Origin of the sequence: Bradyrhizobium lablabi, from assembly GCF_900141755.1 — a bacterium.
Classification (GTDB): domain Bacteria; phylum Pseudomonadota; class Alphaproteobacteria; order Rhizobiales; family Xanthobacteraceae; genus Bradyrhizobium; species Bradyrhizobium lablabi_A.
On record NZ_LT670844.1, the window covers coordinates 3,254,943 to 3,279,458 of the forward strand.

Annotated in this window: 24 protein-coding genes and 1 pseudogene; 13 read left to right on the forward strand and 12 right to left on the reverse strand. The window is 61.2% G+C overall.

Annotated features, from left to right (window positions below):
- Positions 1-136 precede the first annotated feature (136 nt).
- Positions 137-601 carry an Lrp/AsnC family transcriptional regulator gene (locus tag B5526_RS15090; protein WP_079545012.1) on the forward strand — a complete coding sequence of 155 codons (465 nt, stop codon included), beginning with the start codon at positions 137-139 and terminating at the stop codon, positions 599-601.
- 36 nt (positions 602-637) lie between these two features.
- On the opposite strand, the pseudogene B5526_RS15095 reads toward B5526_RS15090, so the two are convergent.
- A pseudogene (locus tag B5526_RS15095) lies at positions 638-856 on the reverse strand (hypothetical protein); the annotation flags it as partial.
- Positions 857-980: 124 nt separating this feature from the next.
- Between B5526_RS15095 and B5526_RS15100 the strand changes: the two are divergent.
- Positions 981-2,141, forward strand: a complete 1,161-nt coding sequence (locus B5526_RS15100) for an MFS transporter (protein ID WP_172842049.1) — start codon at positions 981-983, stop codon at positions 2,139-2,141.
- A gap of 134 nt (positions 2,142-2,275) precedes the next feature.
- Here the strand turns inward: B5526_RS15100 and B5526_RS15105 are convergent, their stop codons facing one another.
- The 5 genes from B5526_RS15105 to B5526_RS15130 form a co-directional block, all read right to left on the reverse strand.
- The gene (locus B5526_RS15105) at positions 2,276-5,062 is read right to left on the reverse strand and encodes a UPF0182 family membrane protein (RefSeq protein ID WP_079539147.1); all 2,787 of its coding nucleotides are present in this window, start codon (positions 5,060-5,062) and stop codon (positions 2,276-2,278) included.
- A 64-nt stretch (positions 5,063-5,126) separates the two neighbouring features.
- On the reverse strand, positions 5,127-5,420 hold the full coding sequence (locus B5526_RS15110; RefSeq protein ID WP_079545013.1) for an antibiotic biosynthesis monooxygenase: 294 nt from the start codon (positions 5,418-5,420) through the stop codon (positions 5,127-5,129).
- 189 nt (positions 5,421-5,609) lie between these two features.
- Entirely contained in the window at positions 5,610-6,170 is a 561-nt protein-coding gene (locus B5526_RS15115) for a response regulator transcription factor (protein WP_079539149.1), read from the reverse strand.
- A complete protein-coding gene (locus tag B5526_RS15120; protein ID WP_079539151.1) occupies positions 6,167-7,081 on the reverse strand; it encodes a S1C family serine protease in 915 nt (304 codons plus the stop codon). The genes B5526_RS15115 and B5526_RS15120 overlap by 4 nt, the downstream gene beginning before the upstream one ends.
- 385 nt (positions 7,082-7,466) lie before the next feature.
- Positions 7,467-10,652 (reverse strand): EAL domain-containing protein, encoded by a 3,186-nt coding sequence (locus B5526_RS15130; protein ID WP_079539155.1) that lies wholly within the window; start codon positions 10,650-10,652, stop codon positions 7,467-7,469.
- Between the two features lie 279 nt (positions 10,653-10,931).
- Between B5526_RS15130 and B5526_RS15135 the strand changes: the two genes are divergently transcribed.
- Positions 10,932-11,312, forward strand: coding sequence for a VOC family protein (locus B5526_RS15135; protein ID WP_079539157.1), 381 nt, complete (start codon positions 10,932-10,934; stop codon positions 11,310-11,312).
- A 147-nt stretch (positions 11,313-11,459) separates the two neighbouring features.
- Here the strand turns inward: B5526_RS15135 and B5526_RS15140 are convergent, their stop codons facing one another.
- Positions 11,460-12,902: a ClpXP protease specificity-enhancing factor SspB gene (locus tag B5526_RS15140; protein ID WP_079539159.1), complete on the reverse strand. Its 1,443-nt coding sequence runs from the start codon at positions 12,900-12,902 to the stop codon at positions 11,460-11,462.
- A gap of 759 nt (positions 12,903-13,661) precedes the next feature.
- Here B5526_RS15140 and B5526_RS15145 point away from each other — a divergent pair.
- Positions 13,662-14,162, forward strand: coding sequence for an L-2-amino-thiazoline-4-carboxylic acid hydrolase (locus B5526_RS15145; RefSeq protein ID WP_079539161.1), 501 nt, complete (start codon positions 13,662-13,664; stop codon positions 14,160-14,162).
- A 175-nt stretch (positions 14,163-14,337) separates the two neighbouring features.
- On the opposite strand, the gene B5526_RS15150 is transcribed toward B5526_RS15145, so the two are convergent.
- Positions 14,338-15,039, reverse strand: a complete 702-nt coding sequence (locus tag B5526_RS15150; protein ID WP_154071312.1) for a hypothetical protein — start codon at positions 15,037-15,039, stop codon at positions 14,338-14,340.
- A 203-nt stretch (positions 15,040-15,242) separates the two neighbouring features.
- Between B5526_RS15150 and B5526_RS15160 the strand changes: the two genes are divergently transcribed.
- From B5526_RS15160 to B5526_RS37720, 7 genes are all read left to right on the forward strand, one after another.
- Positions 15,243-16,064: a pentapeptide repeat-containing protein gene (locus B5526_RS15160; protein WP_079539166.1), complete on the forward strand. Its 822-nt coding sequence runs from the start codon at positions 15,243-15,245 to the stop codon at positions 16,062-16,064.
- Positions 16,065-16,080: 16 nt separating this feature from the next.
- Complete coding sequence (locus B5526_RS15165; protein WP_079539167.1) at positions 16,081-16,803, forward strand: DNA-3-methyladenine glycosylase I; 723 nt, start codon at positions 16,081-16,083, stop codon at positions 16,801-16,803.
- A 94-nt stretch (positions 16,804-16,897) separates the two neighbouring features.
- The gene (locus B5526_RS15170; protein WP_079545014.1) at positions 16,898-17,134 is read left to right on the forward strand and encodes an antitoxin; all 237 of its coding nucleotides are present in this window, start codon (positions 16,898-16,900) and stop codon (positions 17,132-17,134) included.
- A gap of 8 nt (positions 17,135-17,142) precedes the next feature.
- On the forward strand, positions 17,143-17,532 hold the full coding sequence (locus B5526_RS15175) for a type II toxin-antitoxin system VapC family toxin (RefSeq protein ID WP_433994626.1): 390 nt from the start codon (positions 17,143-17,145) through the stop codon (positions 17,530-17,532).
- 56 nt (positions 17,533-17,588) lie between these two features.
- Positions 17,589-17,996, forward strand: a complete 408-nt coding sequence (locus B5526_RS15180; RefSeq protein ID WP_154071313.1) for a Rap1a/Tai family immunity protein — start codon at positions 17,589-17,591, stop codon at positions 17,994-17,996.
- Positions 17,997-18,033: 37 nt separating this feature from the next.
- Entirely contained in the window at positions 18,034-18,366 is a 333-nt protein-coding gene (locus B5526_RS15185; RefSeq protein ID WP_244562299.1) for a hypothetical protein, read from the forward strand.
- 37 nt (positions 18,367-18,403) lie between these two features.
- Positions 18,404-18,547: a hypothetical protein gene (locus B5526_RS37720; protein ID WP_154071314.1), complete on the forward strand. Its 144-nt coding sequence runs from the start codon at positions 18,404-18,406 to the stop codon at positions 18,545-18,547.
- 8 nt (positions 18,548-18,555) lie between these two features.
- Here the strand turns inward: B5526_RS37720 and B5526_RS15190 are convergent, their stop codons facing one another.
- Positions 18,556-19,371, reverse strand: coding sequence for a lytic murein transglycosylase (locus B5526_RS15190; RefSeq protein WP_079539174.1), 816 nt, complete (start codon positions 19,369-19,371; stop codon positions 18,556-18,558).
- 359 nt (positions 19,372-19,730) lie between these two features.
- Here B5526_RS15190 and B5526_RS15195 point away from each other — a divergent pair, with 359 nt between their 5' ends.
- Entirely contained in the window at positions 19,731-20,159 is a 429-nt protein-coding gene (locus B5526_RS15195) for a type II toxin-antitoxin system RelE/ParE family toxin (protein ID WP_349642783.1), read from the forward strand.
- A gap of 40 nt (positions 20,160-20,199) precedes the next feature.
- A complete protein-coding gene (locus tag B5526_RS15200; RefSeq protein WP_079539176.1) occupies positions 20,200-20,496 on the forward strand; it encodes a HigA family addiction module antitoxin in 297 nt (98 codons plus the stop codon).
- On the opposite strand, the gene B5526_RS39745 is transcribed toward B5526_RS15200, so the two are convergent.
- The 3 genes from B5526_RS39745 to B5526_RS38445 all read right to left on the reverse strand — a co-directional run bounded on the left by B5526_RS39745 (position 20,465) and on the right by B5526_RS38445 (position 24,493).
- The gene (locus B5526_RS39745; RefSeq protein ID WP_154071315.1) at positions 20,465-20,752 is read right to left on the reverse strand and encodes a TOTE conflict system archaeo-eukaryotic primase domain-containing protein; all 288 of its coding nucleotides are present in this window, start codon (positions 20,750-20,752) and stop codon (positions 20,465-20,467) included. The genes B5526_RS15200 and B5526_RS39745 overlap by 32 nt on opposite strands.
- A 770-nt stretch (positions 20,753-21,522) precedes the next feature.
- The gene (ltrA, locus tag B5526_RS15205) at positions 21,523-22,854 is read right to left on the reverse strand and encodes a group II intron reverse transcriptase/maturase (RefSeq protein ID WP_154071316.1); all 1,332 of its coding nucleotides are present in this window, start codon (positions 22,852-22,854) and stop codon (positions 21,523-21,525) included.
- A 631-nt stretch (positions 22,855-23,485) separates the two neighbouring features.
- Positions 23,486-24,493, reverse strand: coding sequence for a glycosyltransferase family 4 protein (locus tag B5526_RS38445; RefSeq protein ID WP_197688439.1), 1,008 nt, complete (start codon positions 24,491-24,493; stop codon positions 23,486-23,488).
- Positions 24,494-24,516 lie beyond the last annotated feature (23 nt).

A 24,516-nucleotide genomic window follows, 5' to 3' on the forward strand; every position in this document is an offset into this window, starting at 1 on the left:
GTGATGCCCGGAAATTAGCATTTTGTGCGAGAAAGGTGCTCTCGAAGTTGTTCCAGATATTACCCAATTTAGCTAGCAATTGTGGCTATTCCGCTGCTATCTTCGGAACTATCATCAAAATACGGAAGATCCTTCCATGTCACGCGAGCTAGACCGGATCGATTTGAAGATGCTGCGGCTGCTCCAGGGCAATGGCCGGCTCAGCAACGCCGAACTGGCGCAGCTCGTCGACGTCAGCCCCGCGACCTGCCACCGGCGCACGCAGGTGCTGTTCGAGGAAGGCTATATCAACGACGTCCGCGCGATGATCGCGCCGCACAAGGTCGCGCGCGGCGCGCTGGTGATGGTCGGCGTCGTGCTCGACCGCTCAACGCCGGAAAGTTTTGCGGCGTTCGAAAAAGCCGTCACCAAGCTGAAATTCATCCTCGACTGCCATTTGGTCGCGGGCGACTTCGACTATTTCCTGAAAATCAGGGCCGAAGACATCGCGGATTTCAAGCGTATCCATGGCGATCAATTGATCGCGCTGCCCGGCGTGCGGCAGACCCGAACATTTTTCGTGATGAAGGAGGTCGTCGACAACGCGCCGCTGGAGTTTTGATCGACGGACCGCACACCGCTCACCCGCCGCTGGCCGTCTTCCGCCTCCGTCTTCCGTCTTCAAATCGGCATGCTTGCCGAGAAAGTCCGCGATCTCTGTCTCGACCGCTGTGGCGAGCAGGGCACGGGCGCCGTTGCGCAAGATTTCGGTGAGTTGATCGTCGAACAGTCTTGGCTGAATCAGCTTGATAACGTTATCCTGCGGGACGGCATATCGCTCCTTCGGTGGAGAAGTGGCGGCGTCAAGCACCTCCATGATATCCCGCCTTCCCGATTCCCGCCGTCACCAACATTCGGCGATAGCTCCTACATGGCCGAAGGAATGAAGTAGTGACTGATCAGTGACTGCTCCCAATTCTGCCCCAAAGGCTACGCTGTTCTTGCTGGCCGGACTGACCGCGCTTAGTGAGTTTGCGGTCACGGCTTATATCCCGGCGATAACAATCATCGCCGATGGCCTAGGTGTCCGGACAGAGATAGTTCAGACGACCGTTTCGGTGGGGCTGGTAACGGGCGCGATAGCAGGATTGGTCATTGGCGCTGTCGCCGACTCGATGGGACGCCGCCAACTGCTTTTCCCGGCTCTGGGGCTCTATATTGTGGGTAGCGTCTTCGCTGCCGCAGCGCCCTCGATCTCCTGGTTATTTATTGGTCGTGTATTTCAGGCCGTTGGCGCCTGCGCGGGAATAATATTGAGTCGCGCAATCGCCCGCGATCTCCATTCTGGCCCTCAGTTAACGCGATTGTTGAGTGGAGTAACACTGGTTTTTTCGTTGGCCCCGGCAGTTGCTCCTCTTTTTGGCGGCCTTCTTGCTGCATGGCTTGGATGGCGAGCGATCTTCGCATTCGCGGCCATCTACGGGTGCGCTGTATTTGTCGGCATGCTTCTTCTGCCGGAAACGAAAAAGGGGCCGGCCGCGCCGATAAAAGTCAAAGCAATCTTCGCTACCTATAAAAGTATCCTGACTTCAAAGAGTTTCATTATTCCAAACATGGTTGCTGCAGCCCTGATCGCATCGATGTTTGCATTTATGGTGAGTGCCGCTCCCATCTTCGTGAAAGGGCTTCAATTGAGTCCGGCTTTGGTGGGATGTTTTCCGGCCGTGGCCGTGAGCGGCACGATATTGGGCGCCTCGCTGGCGAGGTGGGCCGCAACGCGCGTTCAGCCGGCGAGGATAGTGCGTGTCGGTTCCTTGATTGCCTTAGCGAGTTCGATAGCGATGGCATCGATTCCGATCTCGGCTCCATATCTGCTGGGAGCAATCACTTTCTTTTGTCTAGGGTTTGGCTTTGCCTTGCCGGTTACGGTCTCGATGGCGATGGCCGATTATGGAGACAAGGCGGGCGCGGCGTCAGCATTGCTGGGCGCCATTCAGTCCATAGGCGGTACAATCGGCGCGTCGATGGTAGCATTGATTGGCGGCTCCATCTATCGAGCGATGCCGGCTGCAATGATAGCTGGTAGTGTCGCCGCGTTGACGCTTAGCCTATCGTTAAGGGCCGTGGTGGCCGCACAGAGATACTCGCGTGAGCCCGCGTAGGCCGACGGCTGGGTTGTGTCGGCTTCAGGCAAGCGAATTCCAGCCCAGCTTGTTACAACGTGATCGTCTCGTAGCGCCGGCGCCCGGACGGTTTTCCGAAAGATCACGCTCAAACAAGGAGCGATGAGATCTTGCTAATGCCCGGCGGATTGTCGGTTCATTTCCTCCAAAAGCTCGCGCATGGCATCGAACTGCGTGCCGAAGCCTTTCCAATCTCCGGATTTCAATCGCTCGACCGCCCGATTGTAGCGATCGAGCGCCTGCCGTGCTGGACCTGCCGCCGGAGCTGCTGCGGGAGCTTCCCCTGTCGTGCTTGAGACTGGCGCCGCAGCGCCGGGTTCAATGAACAGCGCCGACAGGGCCTCGGCGAGCGTCTCCTTCATCACCACATGTTCACCATAGGCCGCGATCACACGTTTCAGTTCCGGCAGGTGTCCGTGCTCCGCGCGCAAATAGAGCGGCGACACATAAAGGATCGAGTTCTCGATCGGGATCACAAGCAAGTTCGCGCCGCGGATCACCCGTGAGCCCATCTGGTTCCACAGCGTGAGTTGTTGCGAGATATCGGTGTTTTGGTTGATCCGCGCCTCGATCTGAAACGGCCCGTAGACGAGCTTCTCCTTGGGGAACTCGTAGACGATCAGTTTGCCGTAGTCGGGCGCGTCGCAACGCGCGGCGAGCCAGGCTATCATGTTGTCGCGGCGGCTCGGTACCATCGGAAGCATCAGGAAGAACTCGGCCTGCGGCTCGCCGGGCAGCCGCATGATGATATAATAAGGGGTCATCATCGAGACGCCGTCGCCGCCCGGTTGCCGCGGGAACTGCCAGAGATCCTCGCGGTTGTAGAAAACGTCAGCCGCCTCCATGTGGTAGGTTTGATAGAGCCGCGCCTGAATCAGGAACATATCCTCCGGATAGCGAATGTGCTTCTGCAAGTCGGGAGGCATGGCGGCGAACGGCTTGAACAGGCCCGGGAAGACCCGCCGGTAGGTCGCGGCAATCGGGTCGCCGGGGTCGATCAGATAGAAGTCGACGGTCCCGTTATAGGCATCGACGATAATTTTCACCGAATTGCGAATGTAATTGAGATCGAGATCTTTCGCGGGCTGCGCCGAAGGGAAATAGGAACTCGTCGTATAGGCGTCCTGCATCCAGAACATTCGCCCATTGCTGACAACCAGATATGGATCGTGATCGAGCCGGAGGAATGGCGCGATGGTGCGCATCCGTTCCTGGATATTGCGCCGGATCATGATCCGGCTGTCGGCCGTGATGTAGCTTGAGAGAACTAGGTTCGGATCGTTGAAGTAGTAAGCGAACAGCGTTCTCCACACCAAAGCTCCGATCGGAACGCCGCCGGCACCGTCATAGGCCGCATAGACGTTGTCTTTCCCTTTCGGATAATCGAATTCCGGCGTGCTCCCCTTGACGATGACGTAATCGTCGCTCTCTTCCCCGTAGTAGATGCGCGGCTCGTCGATTTTTGGACCTCCGTCGGCAACAGGAGGAATATCCCGCAAATAGAAGACCGGCAGTCCTTCGGTGCTCTTGCGGGTGACCGGGCTCATCACCGCGCCATTGCCGTGAGTAAACAGCAGATGGCGGTTGACCCATGTCTGAGCATTCGGCGGCAGCAAGGAGGGCCGCAATTCGCGTGCCGAGAGCATCACGCTTTGGTAGGATCCATCGAGCCAGTAGCGATCAACGTCAAGGTCATGGAATTTGTAGTAGGTACGGATTTCCTGCAGCTGCGCGTAGGTATCCGACAAGGGCAACCAATCCCACAGCCTGATATTTTCGATTGTCGCCTTGTTGGCCTCCAGCGTCTTGAAGGTAAGGTTTTGTTCGGCAGCAAACGGCTTGGCCGCGATCTGATCGAGATGGTAGGCCTGCCTGGTGAGCGCGATGTTGCGCTCGATGTAGGGCTTCTCTAGCTGCAACTCGGATGGTTTGACGAAAAACTGCCGGAACAGCACTGGGACCGCACCAGACAGCATGAAGGAGCCGATGCCGACGAGTAGGAACCCGGCGGCAGGAAGCCGGTAGGTGCGCACCTGCAGGTTCATCCACGCGGCGAGCGCCGCGACGATCGAAAGCCCAATCATCAACCACAGGCCCGGTAGCCCGACATGTACATCGGTGTAGCTTGCGCCGACGACGACGCCGTTGTCGCCGTAGAGCAGGAGATAGCGGTCGAGACCATAGGACCAAGCCTTCACCGCGAAGAGAAGACCGGCCAGCACCGAGCCGTGGGCAATCACTGCCGGCGACACTGATCGGTTGTAAGCATCGTATTCGATGTCGCCGTGCACCCAGTAGATCGTCCCGGCAAAAAGCGTGCTCAGAACGATTGCGAGCAGCATCCAGTTCTTGATTGCGATATAGGCGGGCAATGAGAAGAGATAGAAGCCGATGTCTTTGTGGTAAAGTGGATCGTCCGCGCCGTATGGCACGTGATAGAGAAACCGCAGGTAGATGCCCCAGTTGCCGGCTTCAGCCGCAGCAACCAATAGAGCGAGCAGGCCTGCACCAACTGCGATCGCCCGGGGCCACGGCAGTCGATCACGCATGAACGTGAGCAGATTGGGCGGCGGCGTATGGCCTGAGGGGTTCGCGGCGGAGGCGGCGACGGCATATGCCGCCTGCCGCCGGCCAAAGCGCACCGCAAACCACCCGTTCAGCCAAAGGACGATGGCGGTCGCCGTCAAAACGGTAAAGAAGACGACGGCTTTGGCGCCGATCGTCGTCAAGAAAACCTGCAGATAACCGATCGAGGAAAACCACAGCCAGTCGACCAGGAAGTCGCTCGTGAGCTCGAGGAGGATCAGGCAAATCCCGACCAGGACGGCCGCAATGATGAACCCGACCAAGGCGCTTCGCCTTGGTGCCTTCCGCCCGGGTCCGGTGATCCCGATCGTCATGGTTTGATGATAGCGGAAATGACGGACGCTTGCCGCCGGAATCGTGGTCGGCTGGCGTGTATTCTCAAGCCAGCGTATGCACGATCACCGGACCGGCAACCGCCGTGGCTGGCCCGATCAGCAGAGGCGCGAGGTTCCGTTCGCTCCATGCGAGCCCGCGTCTGTTCGACTCCTCAGCTCCCGCGTGGTTGTTGAATATGCTGATTGCCGTAACCGTGTCGTCCGGCGCGTAGACCACATAATAGGCCATGAAACCTTCGACATCGCTGATGATCGGAATGGCCCCCTCTTTGATCCTGCGTGCCAGCTCTTCGGCCGTGCCGGGCTTTGCTTTGCCCTGACGAATGGCGGCATACATGGCTTCCTCCTTCATAGCTGGGCTGCCCGCCGCCGCGACCATGTATCAGCCCAAAGCAGGCGGGACGTGAGCAGCGGGTTTTCCCCGCATACTAAACCCTACGCCATTGCCCGCAACGACGAACTGGCTCGCGCAAGGACATTAAAACGAGCCACCGATGCGATTGAAAGGAATTCGAATATTATCTTGTCACAGCGTGATGGTCTCGTAGCGGCGGCGTTCGGAGGCTTTTGCGACGGCTTCGGTCCGGGTGCGCGCGCCGAGTTTCCGGAACACGGATTCGACATGGAATTTCACCGTGTGCAGCGAAATGTTCAGGCGCCGCGCGATGGCCTTGTTGGTCAGGCCTTCGGCAAGTGCGGCCAGCACTTCGAGCTCGCGCGGCGTCAGTAGCGCCTGACCGTCGGTCTCGCGCATCGCGCCAAAACCCAAATCCGCGTCAGGCACGCGCACGATCAGCCCGGCAGCCACCGCCCGTATCGCGGCATCGATCTGGTCCGCGCCGGCATCGCGCGATAGCACGCCGGGCAAGTCATGATCGGCCCCTCCGAGCGTGACCACCGGGCGGGTTTCGCCTGCCGGGCGGTCGCCGTCCGCCAGCACCACGTCGGCTGCATCCTCGCCGCCGACGACAAGATGCCCGGCCTCCGCGATCACCCTGCTCAAGGCGTTACGGCGCTGTGAATCCACGGCATGAACGGCGACCCGCAGCCGCCCGGTTGGTGCCAGCTTGTTGGCCGCCTCGCTCATGCGGCCTGCCGTTCTGCGATCGTTGCCTGCACCGTGATCACCGCGCCGCTCCTGATCAGGCGAAGATCGGCCTTTCGCCCGATACTATCGGCGCCGAACAGTCTTGCTAACCTCCGGAACCGATGCGTCGAGGTCCCGTCGACGCTGAGGATGATGTCGCCGGCCACAATTCCGGCCTGCGCCGCGGGGCCGCCTTCGGCGACCGACATCACCATCAACCCGCTGGACTGCCCGGCGGTCTCGCGCAGCGCGTCGGGCACGGCGACGGCCTGCAAGGCGACCCCGAGCCAGCCGCGCGCGATGCGGCCATCCTTCAGCAATTGCGGCACGATGCGTTCAATGGTTGCGGTCGGTATCGCAATGACCTGGCCGCGCGGCCCGAAGGTCGACATGCCCATACAGCCGCCGGCGGCGTCGAAAACCGGCCCGCCCTCTTCGCGCTGAGCCAGACGGAGATCGAGCACGATACGGCGGTCGATCAGGCCGCCGCGGCTCGAATGCCATTCGGGCCCGGCGAGATTGACGAGCCCGAGCCGCGCGCTGGCAGCCCCGGTTCCATCGGCGCCGATCGCCAATGCAACCGCGCCGGTCTGCGCCTCGCCCGCGGCGATCGACGGCGCGACAAGCGGCGTTGCCGGCCGCAAAATCGCGATATTGGTGCTGGGATCGCGTCCGGCGATCTTGGCCGTCACGACCGAGCCGCCCGGCGCAACCAGCTCAAATTCATCCTTTCGCGGCAGCGACTGCTCGGAGGCGACGACGATATCGGATCGCCACAGCAAGCCGGTCAGATGCCGGCCGTGCGCAAGGCGGATCGCGACGACAGCGTTGTTTGCGGTTTCCGCGCGCGCGACGAGCGCGTTCGAGAATTGGACCAAGGGGTCTGCAGCGGGGTCTGCTTGATCGGTCATGGGATGCTCCTATCCGTTAAGATAGGTACGAAACTGGGCGATGCCGCAGCTAAAGACTATCGGCCGGACGGCCGGGCCGGTCCCGGCCATTTGGCCGGGGTTGCCCCGCCGCCAATGGCCCGAGCAGAATTTGCTATCGGCGATCCCGCATTTGGAATGGACTTGCCGCTGTCGGCGATTCAGAATCGGGGCATGGGACAGGTCGATCATACCAGCGAATGTCCGCGATGCGGCGCGAGGGTGACGCTTGCGCAGGCATCGGGTGAGCGGGGCGCTCGCGTATCCGTTTGCGAGGAATGCGCGCGTCCCGATCCGTTCAAATCCGGCCACGCCAACGGATGGCTTCGGGGCGAGCTGCGCCCGCCAAAGTAAGCGTTGGCGCGGCTCAGAGCGCTGAATTCCGCACCAGCATTTTCTGGCGCCGCTGATCACTACCGACCACCTCGGCATAAGCCTCGATCGGATGGGGGCGTCCGATCAGATAGCCCTGCATTTCGTCGCAGCCTTCGCGGATCAACGCCCTGAGCTGCTCCTTGGTTTCGACACCCTCCGCAAGCACGGGCAGCCCGAGCCCATGCGCAAGGCCGATGACGGCGCGGACGATCGCGAGCGAGCGGTCGGTGCGGCCGAGGCTTGCGACAAACGAGCGGTCGATCTTGATCCTGTCGAGCGGAAGCGATTGCAGGTAGGACAGCGAGGAATATCCGGTGCCGAAATCGTCGAGCGCGATGCGGATACCCAATATCTTCAGGGAATTGAGCATCGACGCCGCGCGCGCGAGGTTTTCGATCAATACCCCCTCGGTGATCTCGAGCTCGAGCCGCGCCGGCGGGATTCCGGTTTCCTGCAGCACCGTTCGGACCATTTGCTGCAGATCGCCCCGGCGGAATTGGATCGCCGACACGTTGACGGCGACCTGCAGCGTGTCGTCCCATGAGGCCGCTTCGCGGCAGGCCTGCCGCAGCACCCATTCTCCGATCCCGATGATCAGATCGCTCTCCTCGGCGATCGGGATGAATTCCGCCGGCGGCACGATGCCGCGTTGCGGATGATGCCAGCGTACCAGCGCTTCGAACCCGATGATCTCGCCGTCGCTGTGGCGTTGCGGCTGGTATTCGACAAACAACTCGCCGTTCGCGACCGCGGAGCGGAGATCGCGCTCCAGCGCTCGCCGGTCGCGCAACTGCTGATCCATCGCAGGCGTGAAGAAACGGACCACGCCGCGGCCTTCGTGCTTGGCGCGATAGAGCGCCGCATCGGCGTTGGCAAACAGCGAGCGCGCGTCTTCGCCGTCCCGCGGATAGACCGCGATCCCGATGCTGAGATCGAGGTCGAAACAATGGCCGTCGATTTCGATGCCCGCTTCGAGCGCGCCGCGCAGCCGGCTCGCCAGCAGCTCGGCGCTTGACGGTAGCGGATCCTGTTCGGTGATCGCGATGAATTCGTCGCCGCCGATCCGCGCGAGGAAGGCGCCTTGGGCGGCGACCTGAAGGCGCGTTGAGGCCTCGCGCAGCGCCTTGTCGCCCATCGAATGCCCGAACAGATCGTTGATCTCCTTGAAACGATCGAAGTCGATGCACAGCACCGCGAAGTTACCGTTGCGCTGGCGGGCTCCCTCGAGCGCCCGCGAAAACTGGCCATCCAGCGCGGCGCGATTCGGCAGATCCGTCAGCGCATCGTGACACGCCAGATGCAGGATGCGTTGCTCGGCGCGTTTGCGGTCGGTCATGTCGAACGCCACCGCAACGGCGGCATCGCGGTCGTTGTAGCGCAACGGCCGCGCCTCGATGGCGACGTCGATCACCCTGCCGTCGGCCGTGACATGGCGGCGGGTTTCGTGCCCGGTCTGCAAGCCCTTGTTCTGGCGAAACTCGTTGTGCAGTCTTTCGGTCTCCTCGGGAACGCGCAAATCTTTCACCGTCATCGACAGCATCTGCTCGCGGCTGTAGCCATAATGGCGGCAGGTCGCGGCGTTCACCGCCAGAAGTTCGAGCGTGTTGATATCGACCACCCACATCGGCAGCGGGTTTTCCTCGAACAGCAGGCGGAACGAGGCCTCCCGGCGTTTCAAGTCGGTGATGTCGACGCGGATACCGATGCTGCCGCCGTCCGACATGCGGCGTTCCTCGATCCGGACCCAGCGATCCCCCGGCAATTGCTGCTCATGCGTGCTCTGCGGTTGCGCATGGCGGGCGAGGCGCTCGCGCAACCATTGTTCTTCGCAACCCTCGGCTTCCGGATATTGTCCGCGCGCCAGTCCGAAACGCAGCGTCTCCTCGAAACTCACGCCTGCCGCAATCGCCTCCAGGCTCTCGCCATAGGCTTCGGCATAGCGCTGGTTCCACAGCACGTAGCGATCGTCCTTGTCGAGGATCACGAGACCTTCCGGCACCACGTCCAATGCGTCGATCAGGGTCGCATGCGCCGCGCGGGCGGCAGCCTCAGCCCGCTCGGCATTGGATTTTGCTTCGGTGAGCGCCTTTTCGGCGTGGAACCGCTCGGTGATATCCTCATGGGTCGCGACCCAGCCGCGATCGGGCATCGGCCGATGGCAGATCTGGAAGACACGGCCGTTCGCCAGTTCGACGATGGTGTCGTGCACCTCTTCGCTGGCCACCAGGTCGTTGCGCCACGCGAGGTATTCGTCTTGGGTCATGGCGGGAAAGCTTCCCGCCGCGAACCTGAGATCGACGATCTCAGCCAGCAGCATGCCCGGCTTCACGCTCTCCGGCGGCAGACCGTACAAGTCGAGGTAGCGCCGATTATACGCGATCAGCCGCTGCTCGCCGTCGAAGAAGCACAGACCCTGCGACATGTTGTTGAGCGCCAAGTCGAAGCGGCTGGCGATCTCGCGCGCCTTGGCCTGCTCCTTCAGCGCGATCATCTCGGCCGTTCGTGCGCGCCTGCCTTCGGCGGAAAGCTCCGCCCGCGATGCGACCAGATTGACCAGATCACGGTAGCTGGTGTTCATCATCCGGATCAGCGGCACCAGCAACAGGCAGAGATTCAAGCCGATGCAGACCAGCGGCGCTTCGCCGGTGAACATCAGCCGCAGCGAAATCGGAAGAGCGGAGATCAGCAGCGTGAGTCGGGCGGCGCTCGGAAAGCTGCCGAGGCAATAGGCGCTTGCGACCGAGCCAACGAAGACGAGGAGTGCGACCGGAGCGCGCATATCCGGATCAACATATTCAAGCAGCGCCAGCGTCCATAACGAAAAGCCCGCGTTCATTGTGGAGGCCAGGATCCGGGTCCTGAAGAGATGGTTGAGAGCTTGTTCAGCGGTCGGCACCACCGCTCTCAGCCTCATCCAATAGGTCATGCGGGATACGCTGGCCAGTAGAAGGATCCCCGGGACGCCGAAGCGAAACCAGATCGGAAGCGACGGCGACAGCACGTAGGCAAGACTGATGCTGTCAATGATCAGCACGCCGTAGAGAACCGGAACCTGCGTCGTCAGGATGCGGAACTGCTCGAGGAGCAGCGCGCTGCCCACCGGCGTTTTGGCATTGCCGAGATAGAACCAGCGCCGAACGGCTTTCAGCGCTTTCTTCGGGACGACGGCTTCGATCATGCCCAAGGCTAATCGAAGAGGGGACAATTGCCCGTAAACAACCTTGGTAAGGGTGAACTTAAAATCCGAGATATCTGCGCAGAACCAAAGCTTTGCCGCATCGACGGCGCAAAATCGAACGGCGGACTCCGGTAATATTGCGGATGAAGACGGAGCTTCGAGGTAACCAGATACCTCCACTACCTCCGGACGCGAGCATGTTACGTTGACGCTCGTCAAGGCGTCAGGACCGTCCCCGGCGTTCCAGAGTTCATCAGAAAAATCAGCAGGAGAGCCACGATGATCAGCCACGGCACCTTCACTTGGAACGAGCTCTATACGGATAATCCCAAGAAGGCCTGCGATTTCTACGGCTCGCTGCTCGGCTGGCAGTTCGAGGAGATGCCGGGGCCGGATGGCGTCTACCGGATCGCCAAAGTAGGCGACCGTCCGGTCGCCGGAATCTTCGAAATGAAAGGCGAGCATTTTAGGGGCGTGCCGCCGCATTGGCTCGCCTATATCGACGTCGACGATATCGACAAGCGCGTCGCGGCCGCCAAGAAGGCCGGAGCGCAGATGATACGCGAGCCCTTCGATGTCGAGGGCGTCGGCCGTCTCGCCATCTTCAAGGACGCCGTCGGCGCGCTGATCGCGTGGATGACGCCGGTTCCGCGCGGCTAGAGCGCGATGACTTTTCTTCGAATCGTCATCCCGTTCTATCCTTTTGTTTGAGCATGATCTTTTTCGGAAAACCGGTACCCACTTTTCCGGATCATGCTCTAGCGCGCGATTCTGCTCTAGACGTGGTTCTTGCATAATTGACGATGTCTATCGTTTCGCATTGCCGGTCACGGCGGGCGCGACATCGCTAAAATGCACCCAGAAATTGACCGTCCGGTCCTCGAAATCCGTCATCGCGGCGAACGGGATCGAAAGGGTTTCCGAAACCTGCCCGAAGCTCAAGGTGACCGAGAAGGATTTTTGCCTGACGGCGAGGTCGCGATACTGATACTGAAGCAAGATGCTCATCTGCTGCGGATACAGCGCGCGCAGCCGCGGCGGGATCGAAACGCCCGAGGCGTCGGTGCGAAAGGCGATCAGACGTTCATTGGGGACCTCGTCCGGAAGGGTCGAGGGCGGCAGGCTCATCAGGATTCGCCGCACCACCCCGCGCATCGCCGTGCCGACGGCGGCGGCATCGTGCAGATCCACCCCGGCGAGCGCTTCATCCGCCATCTCCCGGTATCGCAGTTCGGGATAGACCTCGCCCACCTCGGGATCCATCTGCCTGGCGCGGCCGATATCGGCCTTTCCGTCCGCGGTATTTCCATTGTTCAGTTTGGCGAGCCCGAGTCCCGCAAGAGCCCTGACGCTGGTGGGATCGAGGTCGATGGCAGCGTCATAGTCCTGGGTTGCGAGATCGTATTGCCCATTGTCGCGATAGGCGTCGCCGCGGCCGATGAGCGCGCGGGACCGCGCGCCGATGCCTCTGCGGTTTGTTTCCAGTATCGCCGAACAGATCGCGATCCGCCGATCCGGTCTCACACCGGTTCGATCAACGCATCGGCGCGCCATTTCGTGGTCGCGCATCGACATGATCGCCAGCACGAGTGCGAGCGCGCTGATCGCTATTCCCAACGGGATGAAATTCGAAAGTCGCGCCAGTCGGCCGCGCCCGGCCTGATCCGGCTGCGGCTCTAGCCGGCGTGCGAGCTGTGTCTCCAGATAGGACCACGCCAGGCCTCCGATGAGGCCGGTGCTGTGGGCCCAATTGGCGATCGAGCCGAGCGCCCCGATCCAGCACAGAAAGAACCATCCAACGCTGGTGATGACATCGAATTTGTGCAGGACGTATCCGGAATTGGCATCAGTGCGCATTTGCATGAAGACATAGGCGAGCATGCCGTAGATGACCCCCGACATGCCGCCGAAGGTGGGGCCTGCGGCGAAAAACTGCGCGAGGTTCGACGCGATCCCGATCACCACAACGAAGCCGCCGAGGAAGAAGGATCCTCGTTTGGCCTCGATCATGCGTCCGAGATCCCACAGCCAGATCATGTTGAACAAAAGATGGACCGGGCCAAAATGAATGAAAGCGGGGGTCAGCAGCCGCCACACCTCGCCGGCCTTGATTTGCTCCAGGCCGAGGCTGTCGGGATTTGCGATGGAGAGCGCGCGCAGAATTTCCTCTTCGGAGCCGAACTGCATCATCGCCGCGATGGCGACGCAGATCGCGATCAATGCCAGGGTCAAAGAGGGAAATGTCTTCATCGAAGGCGCCGCGTCATTGCGAAAGTCAGCCGCTACCGATCTTGGTCACCGCGTTGCGGGGATAGGTTCACCTTAAGGGGGGTGCTGCCGGCATCCGACGTGACTTCGCGTTCCCGCGGCGCGATCCGCCCGGGTGATGCATGAACTGTCCGCCCAAAGAGGGCGTGGGGAATGCCGGGCGCCGATGCACCCGCAGCCGCGCGTGTAGTGTAGTAAACACGCGCGTTAGTCACCACAGGTCCACCGGAACATCCCGGCATTCCCGCACGCAATGGTTTACGGCTTATTTCGTGCTCTCCCCGGTGACCGGGCTCTTTTGCCACCGTCATCAGCGGAACTGCTTCCACCAACTTGACACCAGCGTCGGGGTGTCAGGACCACACGACTTCGCCGTCCATATGCAGGCGCTCTCGTCAGTAGCGCCGCCTATGTCCACCGCATCCCGTCCCGCGTTCGTGACGACCGCGAAGCGCCCCTCGAGTGGGACGAGACGGTGATGGATATACGAGTGATTTGGGTCAGACGAGAAGCGGAATATTTTTTCGAATGGGACTCGACAGGTTTTTGCCCGACGGGCAAATCACCTGCAATTGCAGCGCGACGCGTGATCGCCGCTTGCCATTCTTCGCCGGGTAGCGGACCTTGTCGCACATCAGGCGGAGCGGAGCGACCAACCTGCTGCGCAGGCCGCGACACGCGGCGCTTGCGACGTTCGCTCGGAAGACGTTCGCCCGGAAGAAAAGAATTCGGGAGCAAACAATGACCAGCGTGCTCGACGGCTATCTCGTGGATCCCAACCTGTCTCTCCTCGACAAAACGCGGATACAGGCCCAAGTGCTGGTGCCGGTGTTGCGCGCGTTGCGGGCTGAGCTCGGAAAGGACAAGGCCGACGCCATCGTGAAGGGAGCCTTGCGCGACTGGTCGAAGCAGCTGTTCGCGGCAATCGGCGATGGCATCGACGGCAATCCGCGGCGCAAATGGGCGGCCATCCAAAGCGTGTGGGGTGAGGTTTCCGGCAGGGAGGTCGAATTCGAGATTCTGCGCCATGACGAAGAGGCGCTGGACATCGACGTGACGCGCTGCCGCTTCGCCGAATTCTTCCGCGCACTCGGCGAACCCGAACTCGGCGCGCTGCTGATATGCGAAGCGGATTTCGATATCGCGGCGGTCGGCGAAGGCGAGGTCAGCCTCGATCGCGCACAGACGATCATGCAGGGCAAGCCGAGTTGCACCTTCCGCTACAAATTCGCGCCGCGGTAGTTACGAGATAGCCACTGGTCCGCATGAGCATCCCGTTCAAAACGATCCGGTCCCGCGCCGAGAAACGCAAGGGCGGGGCAAAGGCGCTGCAGGCGCTGCTGCCTCCCAAGCCGGAGGAAAAGGCGCTCGCCAGACTTGGCGACGACCGCGCGCCGGCGAGAGCGCAGATTTGGTCTCAGGCGGCCGTCCCGAATCCGAATCCGTCATCGCCGAGATACTTCTGCAGTTGTTTGATCCGCCGCTGAATAAGGGGAGCTCCGTCGTTCGGACCGGGAATATAGATGGGCCTGCCGTCGCGACCGAACTGAAAGACCGCCTCGCTGGCGTCCGCGCTCACGTCGCCGAACATCCGCTCCACCGCTGCGAAGTCCCGGTGCGGCGCGAAACCGATCGATTGCGACCACGCCGCAAGATCGCGAAGCAGCTTGCGGGCGTAGCTCGGATCGACGGAAACCATAGGCGACCCGGCATCCGTCGCGTCCATGTACATCTCGAAAACGTCGCGTTCGACCGATTCGAACATCACATCCTTGATGCCGAGACAGAACACATCGATCAGAAACGAACTCAACGCGAGGTGATCGCGCGTGGCGCCGCGCGCCAGAACCAGCGTTCCCATGCCGATCTCGAACAATGATTCGGTGAGGAAGCAGTGTTGAATGGGCGCACGCGCAGCCCGCAGCACGAGGGCGGGCAAGCTATTCTCCAACAACTCGGCCCGTCGCTTCTGCGCCACCACCTGTTTCCGGCGTTGGGCCTTTCTGGCGCGCTTTTGTGCCATGTTCGTTGCCATGGTCCACTCCCCGGTGATTCGGAATTCCTGCATAATACAGGTGAAAAACCCACTCGGTGGGGTGGCGGCGCGCGTTATCAACAAGCCTCAGTCCGGTGCCATGAGCCTTTCAGCCGAGGCATTGCACAAGATGTCCGATGTGGAATTGCCGGCGGCCTATGTCGAAGCCCAGCGACAATTCGCTCGTCGCGACGGGTCAACTTCACAGTGCCCCCAGCCCGAAATCTGCATGAGACGGTGCGTATGCTTCATGCTATGATCAAACCAGGGCAGGCCGAGAGACGCTGATGCTGTTTCGTCTCGCATTTGTCCTTGTGTCGATGGCGGCGCTGCTGGTTCACCCCCATGACGCCGTGGCGCAGGATCTGCTGCGCTATGTCGACCTCAACAGTCCGGAAATGTCGACTTCCGAGATGACGCGTGCCGAGGTCGACGCGCTGCTCAAGGCGGCGCCCCCGGGGGGCGGAGAGCAACGCTCTGCGAATTTGGAAGGAAAGCGACTGTCGCACCTCGATCTCTCGGGCCTCGACTTCTCCGGCAGCAATCTTCGCCTGGCAAGGCTCAATCGGACGGATCTGAAAGGCGCGCGCTTCGATCGGGCCATCCTGAACCAGGCCTGGCTGATCGACGCGGATTTGACGGAGGCGTCCCTCGTCAAGGCATCGCTGCTCAGCACGCAGATGCAACGCGCCAAGCTTGGCGGTGCCGATTTGAGCGGCGCCCGCATAACCGGAGATCTATCCGGTGCCAGCCTGATCGGGGCCAAGCTTGCGGGAGCCGATTTGAGCGCGGACATGCGCAACCAATCGATGGGCCTGATGCGTGGCGTGCTCAAGTCCGCCGATCTCAGGAATGCTGATCTGAGCGGCGCCAATCTCTCGCGCGCCAATCTCGAATTCGCAAAGCTGCAGAACGCCAATCTGGCCAACTGCAACCTCAACCACGCCAGCCTTGCGGGAGCCGACCTCTCCAACGCCAATCTCGCTGGTGCCGATTTCACCGAGACCGACCTCGACTCGACCCTCTTGCCGAGCGCGGCCGCGCTCGCCGAGGCCCGCAATCTGGACAAGGCCTGGAACTTGAACCAGGCGCGGCGCCCACAACAATAGCCCGCCGGATTCGTGCATGACCATCCCGTTCAAAACGATCCGCTCCCGCGCCGAGAAGCGCAAAGGCGGGGCGAAGGCGCTGCAGGCGCTGCTGCCTCCCAAGCCGGAGGCAAAGGCGCTCGCCAGACTTGGCGACGACCGCGCGCTTGCGGAGATGACCCGGCGGGTGTTTTCGGCGGGTTTTGCGTGGAGCGTCATCGAGGCGAAATGGGCAGGATTCGAGCAAGCGTTTCTGAAATTCGAGCCGGGCCGGCTTTCGCTTGAGCCCGACGAGTTCTGGGACGCCTTGATCAAGGATGCGCGCATCGTGCGCAACGGCGCCAAGATCATGTCGGTGCGCGCCAATGCCTCTTTCGTCCGGGAAGTCGCGAAGGAACATGGCAGTTTTGGAAAATGGCTTGCCAAATGGCCGTCCTCCGACCAAATCGGATTGCTCGAGCTGCTGGCGAAGCGCGGCAGCCGGCTCGGCGGCAATACCGGCCAGATGTTGTTGCGCTTCCTCGGCTGGGACGGGTTCGTGACATCCAAGGACGTGGTCGCGTGCCTGCGCGATTCTGGTCTGGACGTGGCGGAGGCGATCACGTCAAAACGCGACCTCGCCAAGGTGCAGGCGCAGTTCAATGCGTGGGCCGAGGAGACGGGATTGCCCTATACGCACCTGTCACGGATTTGCGGGATGTCTATCGGCGAGAATTATGGGACCGATACGCTGGCGCGTTTTGTTGACGGGGAGGCGTGAGGGCGCTCGCCAGAAGGAATTCGAACTCCCCGCCGCCTCTTGCGATCGGACGCTCCGTGGCATATGTCTATGGCATATGCTTGGAGGCAAGCTCATGACCGAGCAAAGGCACGTCAGATTGTTCCGCAATGGCCGCAACCAGGCGGTCCGTATTCCCGTCGAATTCGAGTTGCCGGGCGATGAAGCGATCATGCACCGTGACGGCGACCGTCTGGTGATCGAGCCGGTGCGCAAACGCGGACTGGTCAGCCTGCTCAAGACGATGAAGCCGCTGGAGGAGGATTTTCCCGAGATCGACGATCCGGTACCGGCGTCGGAGAACGTGCTTTGACACGCTACATGCTGGACACGAACATCATTTCCGATCTGGTCAGGAACCCGCAGGGCCGAGCCGCGAAGCGGATCGCCAAGGTGGGCGAGGGCAACATCTGCACCAGCATCATCGTTGCGGCCGAGTTGCGCTACGGATGCGCCAAGAGCGGCTCGAAGCGGTTGCTCAAGGCCGTCGAGGATCTGCTCGGTGAGATCGACGTGCTGCCGTTCGAAGTGCCGGCCGACACCGAATACGGCGGAATCCGCGCCGAACTGGAAGCAGCCGGAAAACCGATCGGCAGCAACGACCTGCTCATCGCCGCCCACGCCCATGCGACCGGTGCCACGATCGTCACCGCCAATAGGGACGAGTTCAAACGCATCCGTGGCCTGAACGTGGAGAATTGGCTTGCTTGAGAACGCGAATTAACGATTCACTCGCGCGCTTAGCACCTGTCAAATGCGAGGTCATGATGAAGCGTTTGGTAATCGCCGCCCTGTTGTTTTTTCCCGGCATCGCGCATGCCGAATATTTCGACACCGGCGCCGATCTGTGGAACCTCTGCACGGATAACGCGTCCGGACACAATTATCTTTGTATGGGGATGTCGACCGCCTATTTCGACATGATGCACGCAACAGGCTATCGATGTGCCATGCCGGCCGTCGATCGAGAGAAAGTGCGCGACGTTGTTCTCAAATATCTCACTGATAATCCCGACAAACGCGGACAACCGGCGTCCGAACTTGCCATCGCCTCGCTGAAGACCGCATTTCAATGCGTCGAGCCGGCTCCGCCACAGGCCATGCGCCCGAGCGCACCAGCGCCAAAGGCCGGCAAGCCGAAGGGCGGCCCGATTTTGCTCACCCCGCAACAATGACCGGACCATGACGCTATCCATCGAAGAACTGTGGAACATGCCGGAACCGGCGCTGATCGCCGCATACCACAGCGCCCGCCGCCAATACGTTGAAAAGAAGTTCGCACGCGACACGCAGCGCGCGCGACTGGAATGGATGAAAGCCAAGCTGTTCATCAGCAGTTCGGGCGGGGTGACCGACCGCAAGATGGCCGTCGATGTATCGGAGGAGCTTGCCCGCAAAGGCCAGGAGCTGCGGGAGATGACGCGCGATCTCGACCTTCTCAAGGTCGACGTCGACGTCATCGCCATGGTCATCCGGCTGCGCGGGGTATCAGCGGCGGCAGGCCTACATGCCGAAGACGCGGCGGACGGCGATCCGGAGCGCTAGGGTGGGTGATCGGGCCCTCATGCACGAGGTCCACGGCGTGGCACTTGAGGAGGTCGCGCTGGCGCTCGGGATCGCGTCGACTGACGCGCAAAATCTCATGGCCAGAGCACGCCGCCGCATCCGCGCCGGCGACAAGCCGGCGCCAGGGGCAGCGACCAAGGCCGGTGACAAGCCCGGTTAGAAGGCCGATCAGCGCTCCACGGCGCCCTCGCCTCCGTCGATCTGGCGGCCCATGAGCGCGATGGCGCGCTGGTAGACCTGTGCGGCGTTCCATGCCTGGATCGCCGCGAAATTGGCTTCGCCGGGCTGGTATCCGGCGCCGGCACGCCAGCCATGGGCCTTGAGGAAGTTCGCCGTCGAGTTTAGCGCGTTGGCAGCGACGTCGAGATTGCCGGTGCCATAAGCGAGGATGTTCTTCGGCAAAAACTGGGTCTGGCCGATTTCGCCATGCATCGAGCCGCGCGTGCTTGCCGAGAGGGCGCCGCGATCGATCAGCTGCAGGGCGGCGTAGAGTTGCTCGGTGAAATATTCCGACCGACGGCAGTCGTAGGCGAGGGTGGCGACGGCTGAGAGCATGTTCTGATTGCCGCGCTGGCTTCCGAAGCCCGTCTCCATTCCCCAGATCGCGATCAGCGGCCCCGGCGGGACGCCGTAACGCTGCTGGATGGATGCGAACAATGCGGCCTGGGATTGCTTCAACGAACGACCGCGGGCGACGATGGTCGAAGCCCCGCGTTTGGCGAGAAACTGATCGAGCGACAGACCGAAGCTTCGCTGGCCGCGGTCGGCGGCAATGGTCGCTGCCGCATAGTTCGTCTGCATCAACGCCGCGATGCCGGAGCCGCCGACGCCTTTTGCCCTCGCCTCCCCCGCGAATTGTCCTTTCCAGGCCTCGAAACCGGCCGCCGAGCTGCCGCACTGCGCGGCATCCGCTTTCGTGCCCAGACACGCGAGCACAGCCCACGCCATGAAGGCAGCCGTCGCAATTTCCCTGCCCCTGATCATTCAAAACTCCCTCGCGCCGTTTGGAAGAAGGTTAGCTCCGGACCCTAGGGAGTTGCTAGGGCGATTGCGCTCCGCCGGCCTGCAGACCGGCAGAGGACCGACGGGCGATCGACAGGACCTTGAAACTTAAGATCTGGCGCGCCATTCAGAACAAAACTACGAACTCTTATGTATTTGATATTACGATATAAATTCAAGCGGGCCTACACGCCCGCAGTACCAGTTCCGCACAATGCGTTGAGCAGCCCACATTATGACGAATAGCAGCCGCCTACCGCCGGACCGGTGTATTGCAGAGTCGACTCACGTGGCGACGCGCCGCGGCCGTGGTCCGGGATATTGATCAGCGCGTGGCCGCAATGCAGACCTCAGGCCACTGCCCGGGTTGGATGCCGACGATCAAGCGGCGCGCGCTGACGCAGCGAAGCGCGGCGCTCGCCGATGGTATCTCATCGAGATACGAAAGCCTTGCAATACGTATCCCGACGGGATACGTATTGCTCATGATCAGGAACTTCAAGGGGAAATTTGCCGAGCCGATCCTTCAGGGCCGCAGGGTCCCGAAGGGTTTCCCAGCAAATCTCGCCAAGGTAGCTCGCCGAAAACTGATTATGGTGGACGCCGCCACCTTTCTTGAGGCCTTGAACTCGCCTCCCGGAAACCGCCTTGAAGCTCTTAGGGGCGATTTGGCGGGTAAGCACTCGATCCGCATCAACGATCAATGGCGGGTCGTGTTCAGGTGGACCGATGCGGGTCCCGAAGACGTGGAGATGATCGACTATCACTAGCCAGACCGGCCGAATGTGGCCACCGAATAGGAGTTCGCACATGGCAAAGAAACTTCCGCCGGTTCATCCCGGCGAAATCCTGCGGGAAGAATTTCTCGTTCCGCTTAAGCTGACACCTTACGCGGTCGCGGCCGCGCTGAACGTGCCGCGCACCCGGATCGAACGCATCGCGCGCGAAGAAAAGCCCGTTACGGCCGACACCGCGCTGCGGCTCGGCAAATTCTTCAAGACCGGCGCTGCGTTCTGGATGAACATTCAGACGCGCTTCGATCTCGAAACGGCCGAAGACGTGCTCGCGCCGCAGATCAAGAAGATCGCGTCTTACGAGGCGGCGTGAGAGCGATGCAATAACCTGACCGGAAAACAAATCGCGCGCACCCAATATCTTGTAACCAATTGCCTGATAGCCAATACGGCGTTTCGCAGCCATGCGGGCCAGAAGGCGCGTAGCCGCTGCGCCCCGTCGCGCGGTTCTCCCAACGGACGGGAAAGACATCTGAGCGACCGCGGAAAAGTCGGCGAAACAGAGCAATCTCCTCTTTGATTGTCGAATTCCGGTCGATGGGATCGCCGGCTCTTGCCGGAAGGACCACCTTAATGGCCGCGGTCCCCTCACTCTGCGCCGATCGCAGAGCGTTGATCTCGGCTACGATCTCCTCGCGCTGGCGTTCCAGCGCAGTGATCGTGGCGCGAGTTCGGTAATTCTGGCGTCTATTTGCGTCATCGTGAAGATTGGCGTGTGCCCACTTGATCCAACGTCAGCCTGACGCAATTTTGCTTCGCCCGATAGCGCCGATCCTAGCCCCGGGTTCGCAGTTTTATTCTGAATGGTGGCAAAATGGCGCGCCCGAAGAGATTAGAACTCCTGCCCCCCAAGATTCGTAGTCTGGGCCGGACCATTGAAATCATTGAGGTCTGTTACCATAAGTCCGCCCCAAACCCAAAAAATGCAAGCAAGATGGCGATAAATCGCCGCCGCCAGTTACGTTAACAGGGACGTCGAAAGCCGTAAAACCTTACTCCAAACCGGATGTCCGCTTCGCGCGAAGTGGCGAGTTGGTAATTCTGTTTGGGGAGAGCCAGACTGCTCAGTCGTTATAAATGATACGCTCGCCATAGAGCGACGCGGAGGGCGGGGTGGCGGAGGAGCCCCTATGCTTCTACGTCCTGTCGACAGAGCATCATGCCGGTGGCCCGCTTTGCGTAGAGTCGAGGTGTGACGCGGTAGCTTTAGGTTCGAACATATCTGTTTCCGCCCCTTTCGTTCGGCGGTGCCTTACTGGTTCGACCATGTCCCCGTTTCCACACCCCGCTCATCGAACTGGACAGGCAGATTTCCCGCATCCAGCTCTCGGACAAAACTTCACGCCTTCACCCACGGCACGTCGTGCCCAAGCCTGCTCAGGCGTACGAGCCCAAAGTGCCCGTAAAGATGCGAGAGTGGATAGCTCCCGCCCTTGCGACGCCTGGTTTTGTGCTTGAACTGCAACCACCGGCGCAGCCGCATCGCTGTGTAGCTGTCGAGTGCCCGATACGCCTTGCTGACGGTGCCTACTCGAAAGTAGTTCGCCCATCCGCGCAGCGTGCGGTTCACTGTGCCCACCAGCTTAGTGACCTCTTGCCATGTCCCCGTTCGGTCCGTCAGTGCATGGATTTGCTCAACCATGCGCTTGATGCTCTTCTTCGATGGCCGGTAACCCAGGCGCGCCTGGCCGGTTCTCACAGAATACATTCGTCCGAACGTGTACCCCAGAAAGTCGAACTCCCCTTCCGGGACCTTGCAGATTCGTGTCTTCTCCTCGTTGACCGTGAGCTTCAGCTTGCTCATGATCTTGCGCAGTTGTTGCAATGCCTCATCGGCTTCGCCCTTCTTGCACAGGATCACAAGATCATCGGCATAGGTCACGATACGACTGCCGAGGCGTTGCTCCAGTCCGAGCTTCTTCCATCCCAGCACGAACCGGCGCATGTATATATTCGCCAGCAACGGTGAGATGGGTGAACCCTGCGGAATGCCGCGCCGGTTGTCCCGGGCTTCGGTCGTGCGTGTCTTCCTTCCTCGATCATCGGTTTCTTCCACGGGGCATTCCAGCCACATCTTGATCAGATGCAGCACGCGTCGATCAACGATCCGGCGCGCTACCGACTGTAATAGCTCGGCATGGGGGATGCTTCCGAAGTAGTCCGCGAGGTCGGCGTCAACGACTTCCGGGTGGCCCCGGAACATCAGCTCTTCCACCTTGACCACCGCCTGTTGGGCATTGCGCCCGGGCCGGTACGCGTACTGTTCGGGTGGAAGGTCGGCTTCGAAGATCGGTTCCAGCACCAGCATCGCTGCTGTCATGCAGACCCGATCCCGCACGGTCGAGATGCCCAGCGGCCTGAGCTTGCCATTGGCCTTCGGGATGAACACTCTTCTGATAGGATCCGGATGGTAGCTCTCCTCCCGGAGCGCAAGCGCCAGTTCGCCAAGCCACCGCTCGACGCCATACGCCTCGATGTCCGCGAAGTCCTGACCGTCTACCCCCGGTGCGCCCTTGTTGGAGCGGCACTGGGCAAACGCATGGGCCAGAATGTCCTCACGGCTGATCTTGTCGTACAGGGCGTAGAAGCGATAGCCGGCTTCTGCCTTCGCTTTCGCGTGCAACGCCTTCTGCAGTTTCTGAACAGTTTTCGGAGTTGATAGGTTGCCCAATCTCCAAATCCCTCACCACTTGTTGCGTCTGTCTTGAACTGAGGTCCCTTCCCTCCACCGGCGTTACCCGGCTTCAGCGGTACTACGAACCTCTCCGCCACCCCAAGGCGCCCGGCCTGTCCCTCGCGGGCGTCCGGTTGGTCATCGCTGACCACGCCTTGGGGCTTCCCGTGTTGCGTACGCTTTCCTTGTGTACATGCCGCCGCCAGTACCCCGGTGCAGCAGCTAGGCGTAATCTTCGCTCGTTCACCTAGCCGTATCAGCCTTCCCCGATATGGCAGTCGGGTCGGCCTGCACATCGACCTTTTCGAGGCTTGCTCAGCGTTTACTCGCGTTGCGGCCTGCACACTCGCGCTGTCGCCAATTCGCGACACGCTAATCGAAGGCTTCAGCCACTTCGTTACCTCCATGACTGCTCCGATTGCTTCCGGCTGGAGCGATTGCCGGGTGGGGCTTGCACCCACTGGAAAGCGCCGCCTTTGCACGGCGCACGCCAATGGCGGTCATTTGCGACTATCCCGCGCGCGAGAGCTAAAGCTGACGAAATACTGCGCTCGGCCACGCAGTGGGCATCGAACCGGGTCTATGCGCTTGTCATTTTTGGCCGTAGACTTCTTGCAACCACCGATTCTCAGCCAAGGATCGATCGGTACAGGCCCAAATATCGATCGGCCATGAGATCTACCGTGAAGCGTGCAGATACCGCCGCACGGCACGCGGCGCGATCGATTTCGCCGATACGATTGATCGCATCTACCGCCGCATCGAGGCTGTCGACCAGGAAGCCGGTTACGCCATCCTCGATCAGCTCGGGCATCGATCCGCGGTTGCAGGCAATCACTGGCGTTCCGCAGGCGAGCGCTTCCACCACCGACAGGCCAAACGGCTCATCGAAATTGATGAGGTGGAGCAGCGCGCGCGCGGAGCCGAGAGTCCTTGCGCGCGCCGCGCCGCCGACCGGGCCAAGATAGACGACGGACCGGCCGTCGAGTGCGGGCGCGACCAGCTCGTTGTGATAATTCTGGTCCTGGACGATGCCGGCCATGATCAATTTCCGTCTGGATCGATGGGCTGCCGTGATCGCTTCAGCAGCCCCCTTGTCCGGATGAATGCGGCCGAAGAAAAGCAGATCTTCGCTGCCATGCGGGTCGAAGGGAAAGTCCTGCAGCGGGATGCCATGGTGGATCGTTGCGGCATAGCGCAGGTCCGGATGGCGGTCGGCCTGGCTGATCGCGACATAGTGGACGCGATTTTCGTATTGCTTGAAGGCGGGCAGAATGCGCTCTGACGAGAAACCGTGGATCGTCGTCACCATCGGGGTCCCGACCAGCCGCGAGAAGGCGAGCGGTACGAAATCGGCCTGGTTGTGAATAAGATCGAACTCACCGGCCTGTTCAAAGACATGGGCGACGTGGAGCATCTCCCACACTTTGGCGTCGATCGCGGGGTCCTCGGAATAGGGCGCCGGGCAAATGCCATCGAGCCTGGCCGCGGTTCTGCTATCCTTTGTGGCGAACAGGGTGACATCAACACCGCGCGCCACCAGCGCCTCGGTCAAGAGACTTGTGACCTGCTCCCAGGGACCGTAATGGCGCGGCGGTGTACGCCAGGAGATCGGCGCCAGCATGGCGATACGCAAGCAACCCTCCTTCCCTGCTTGGT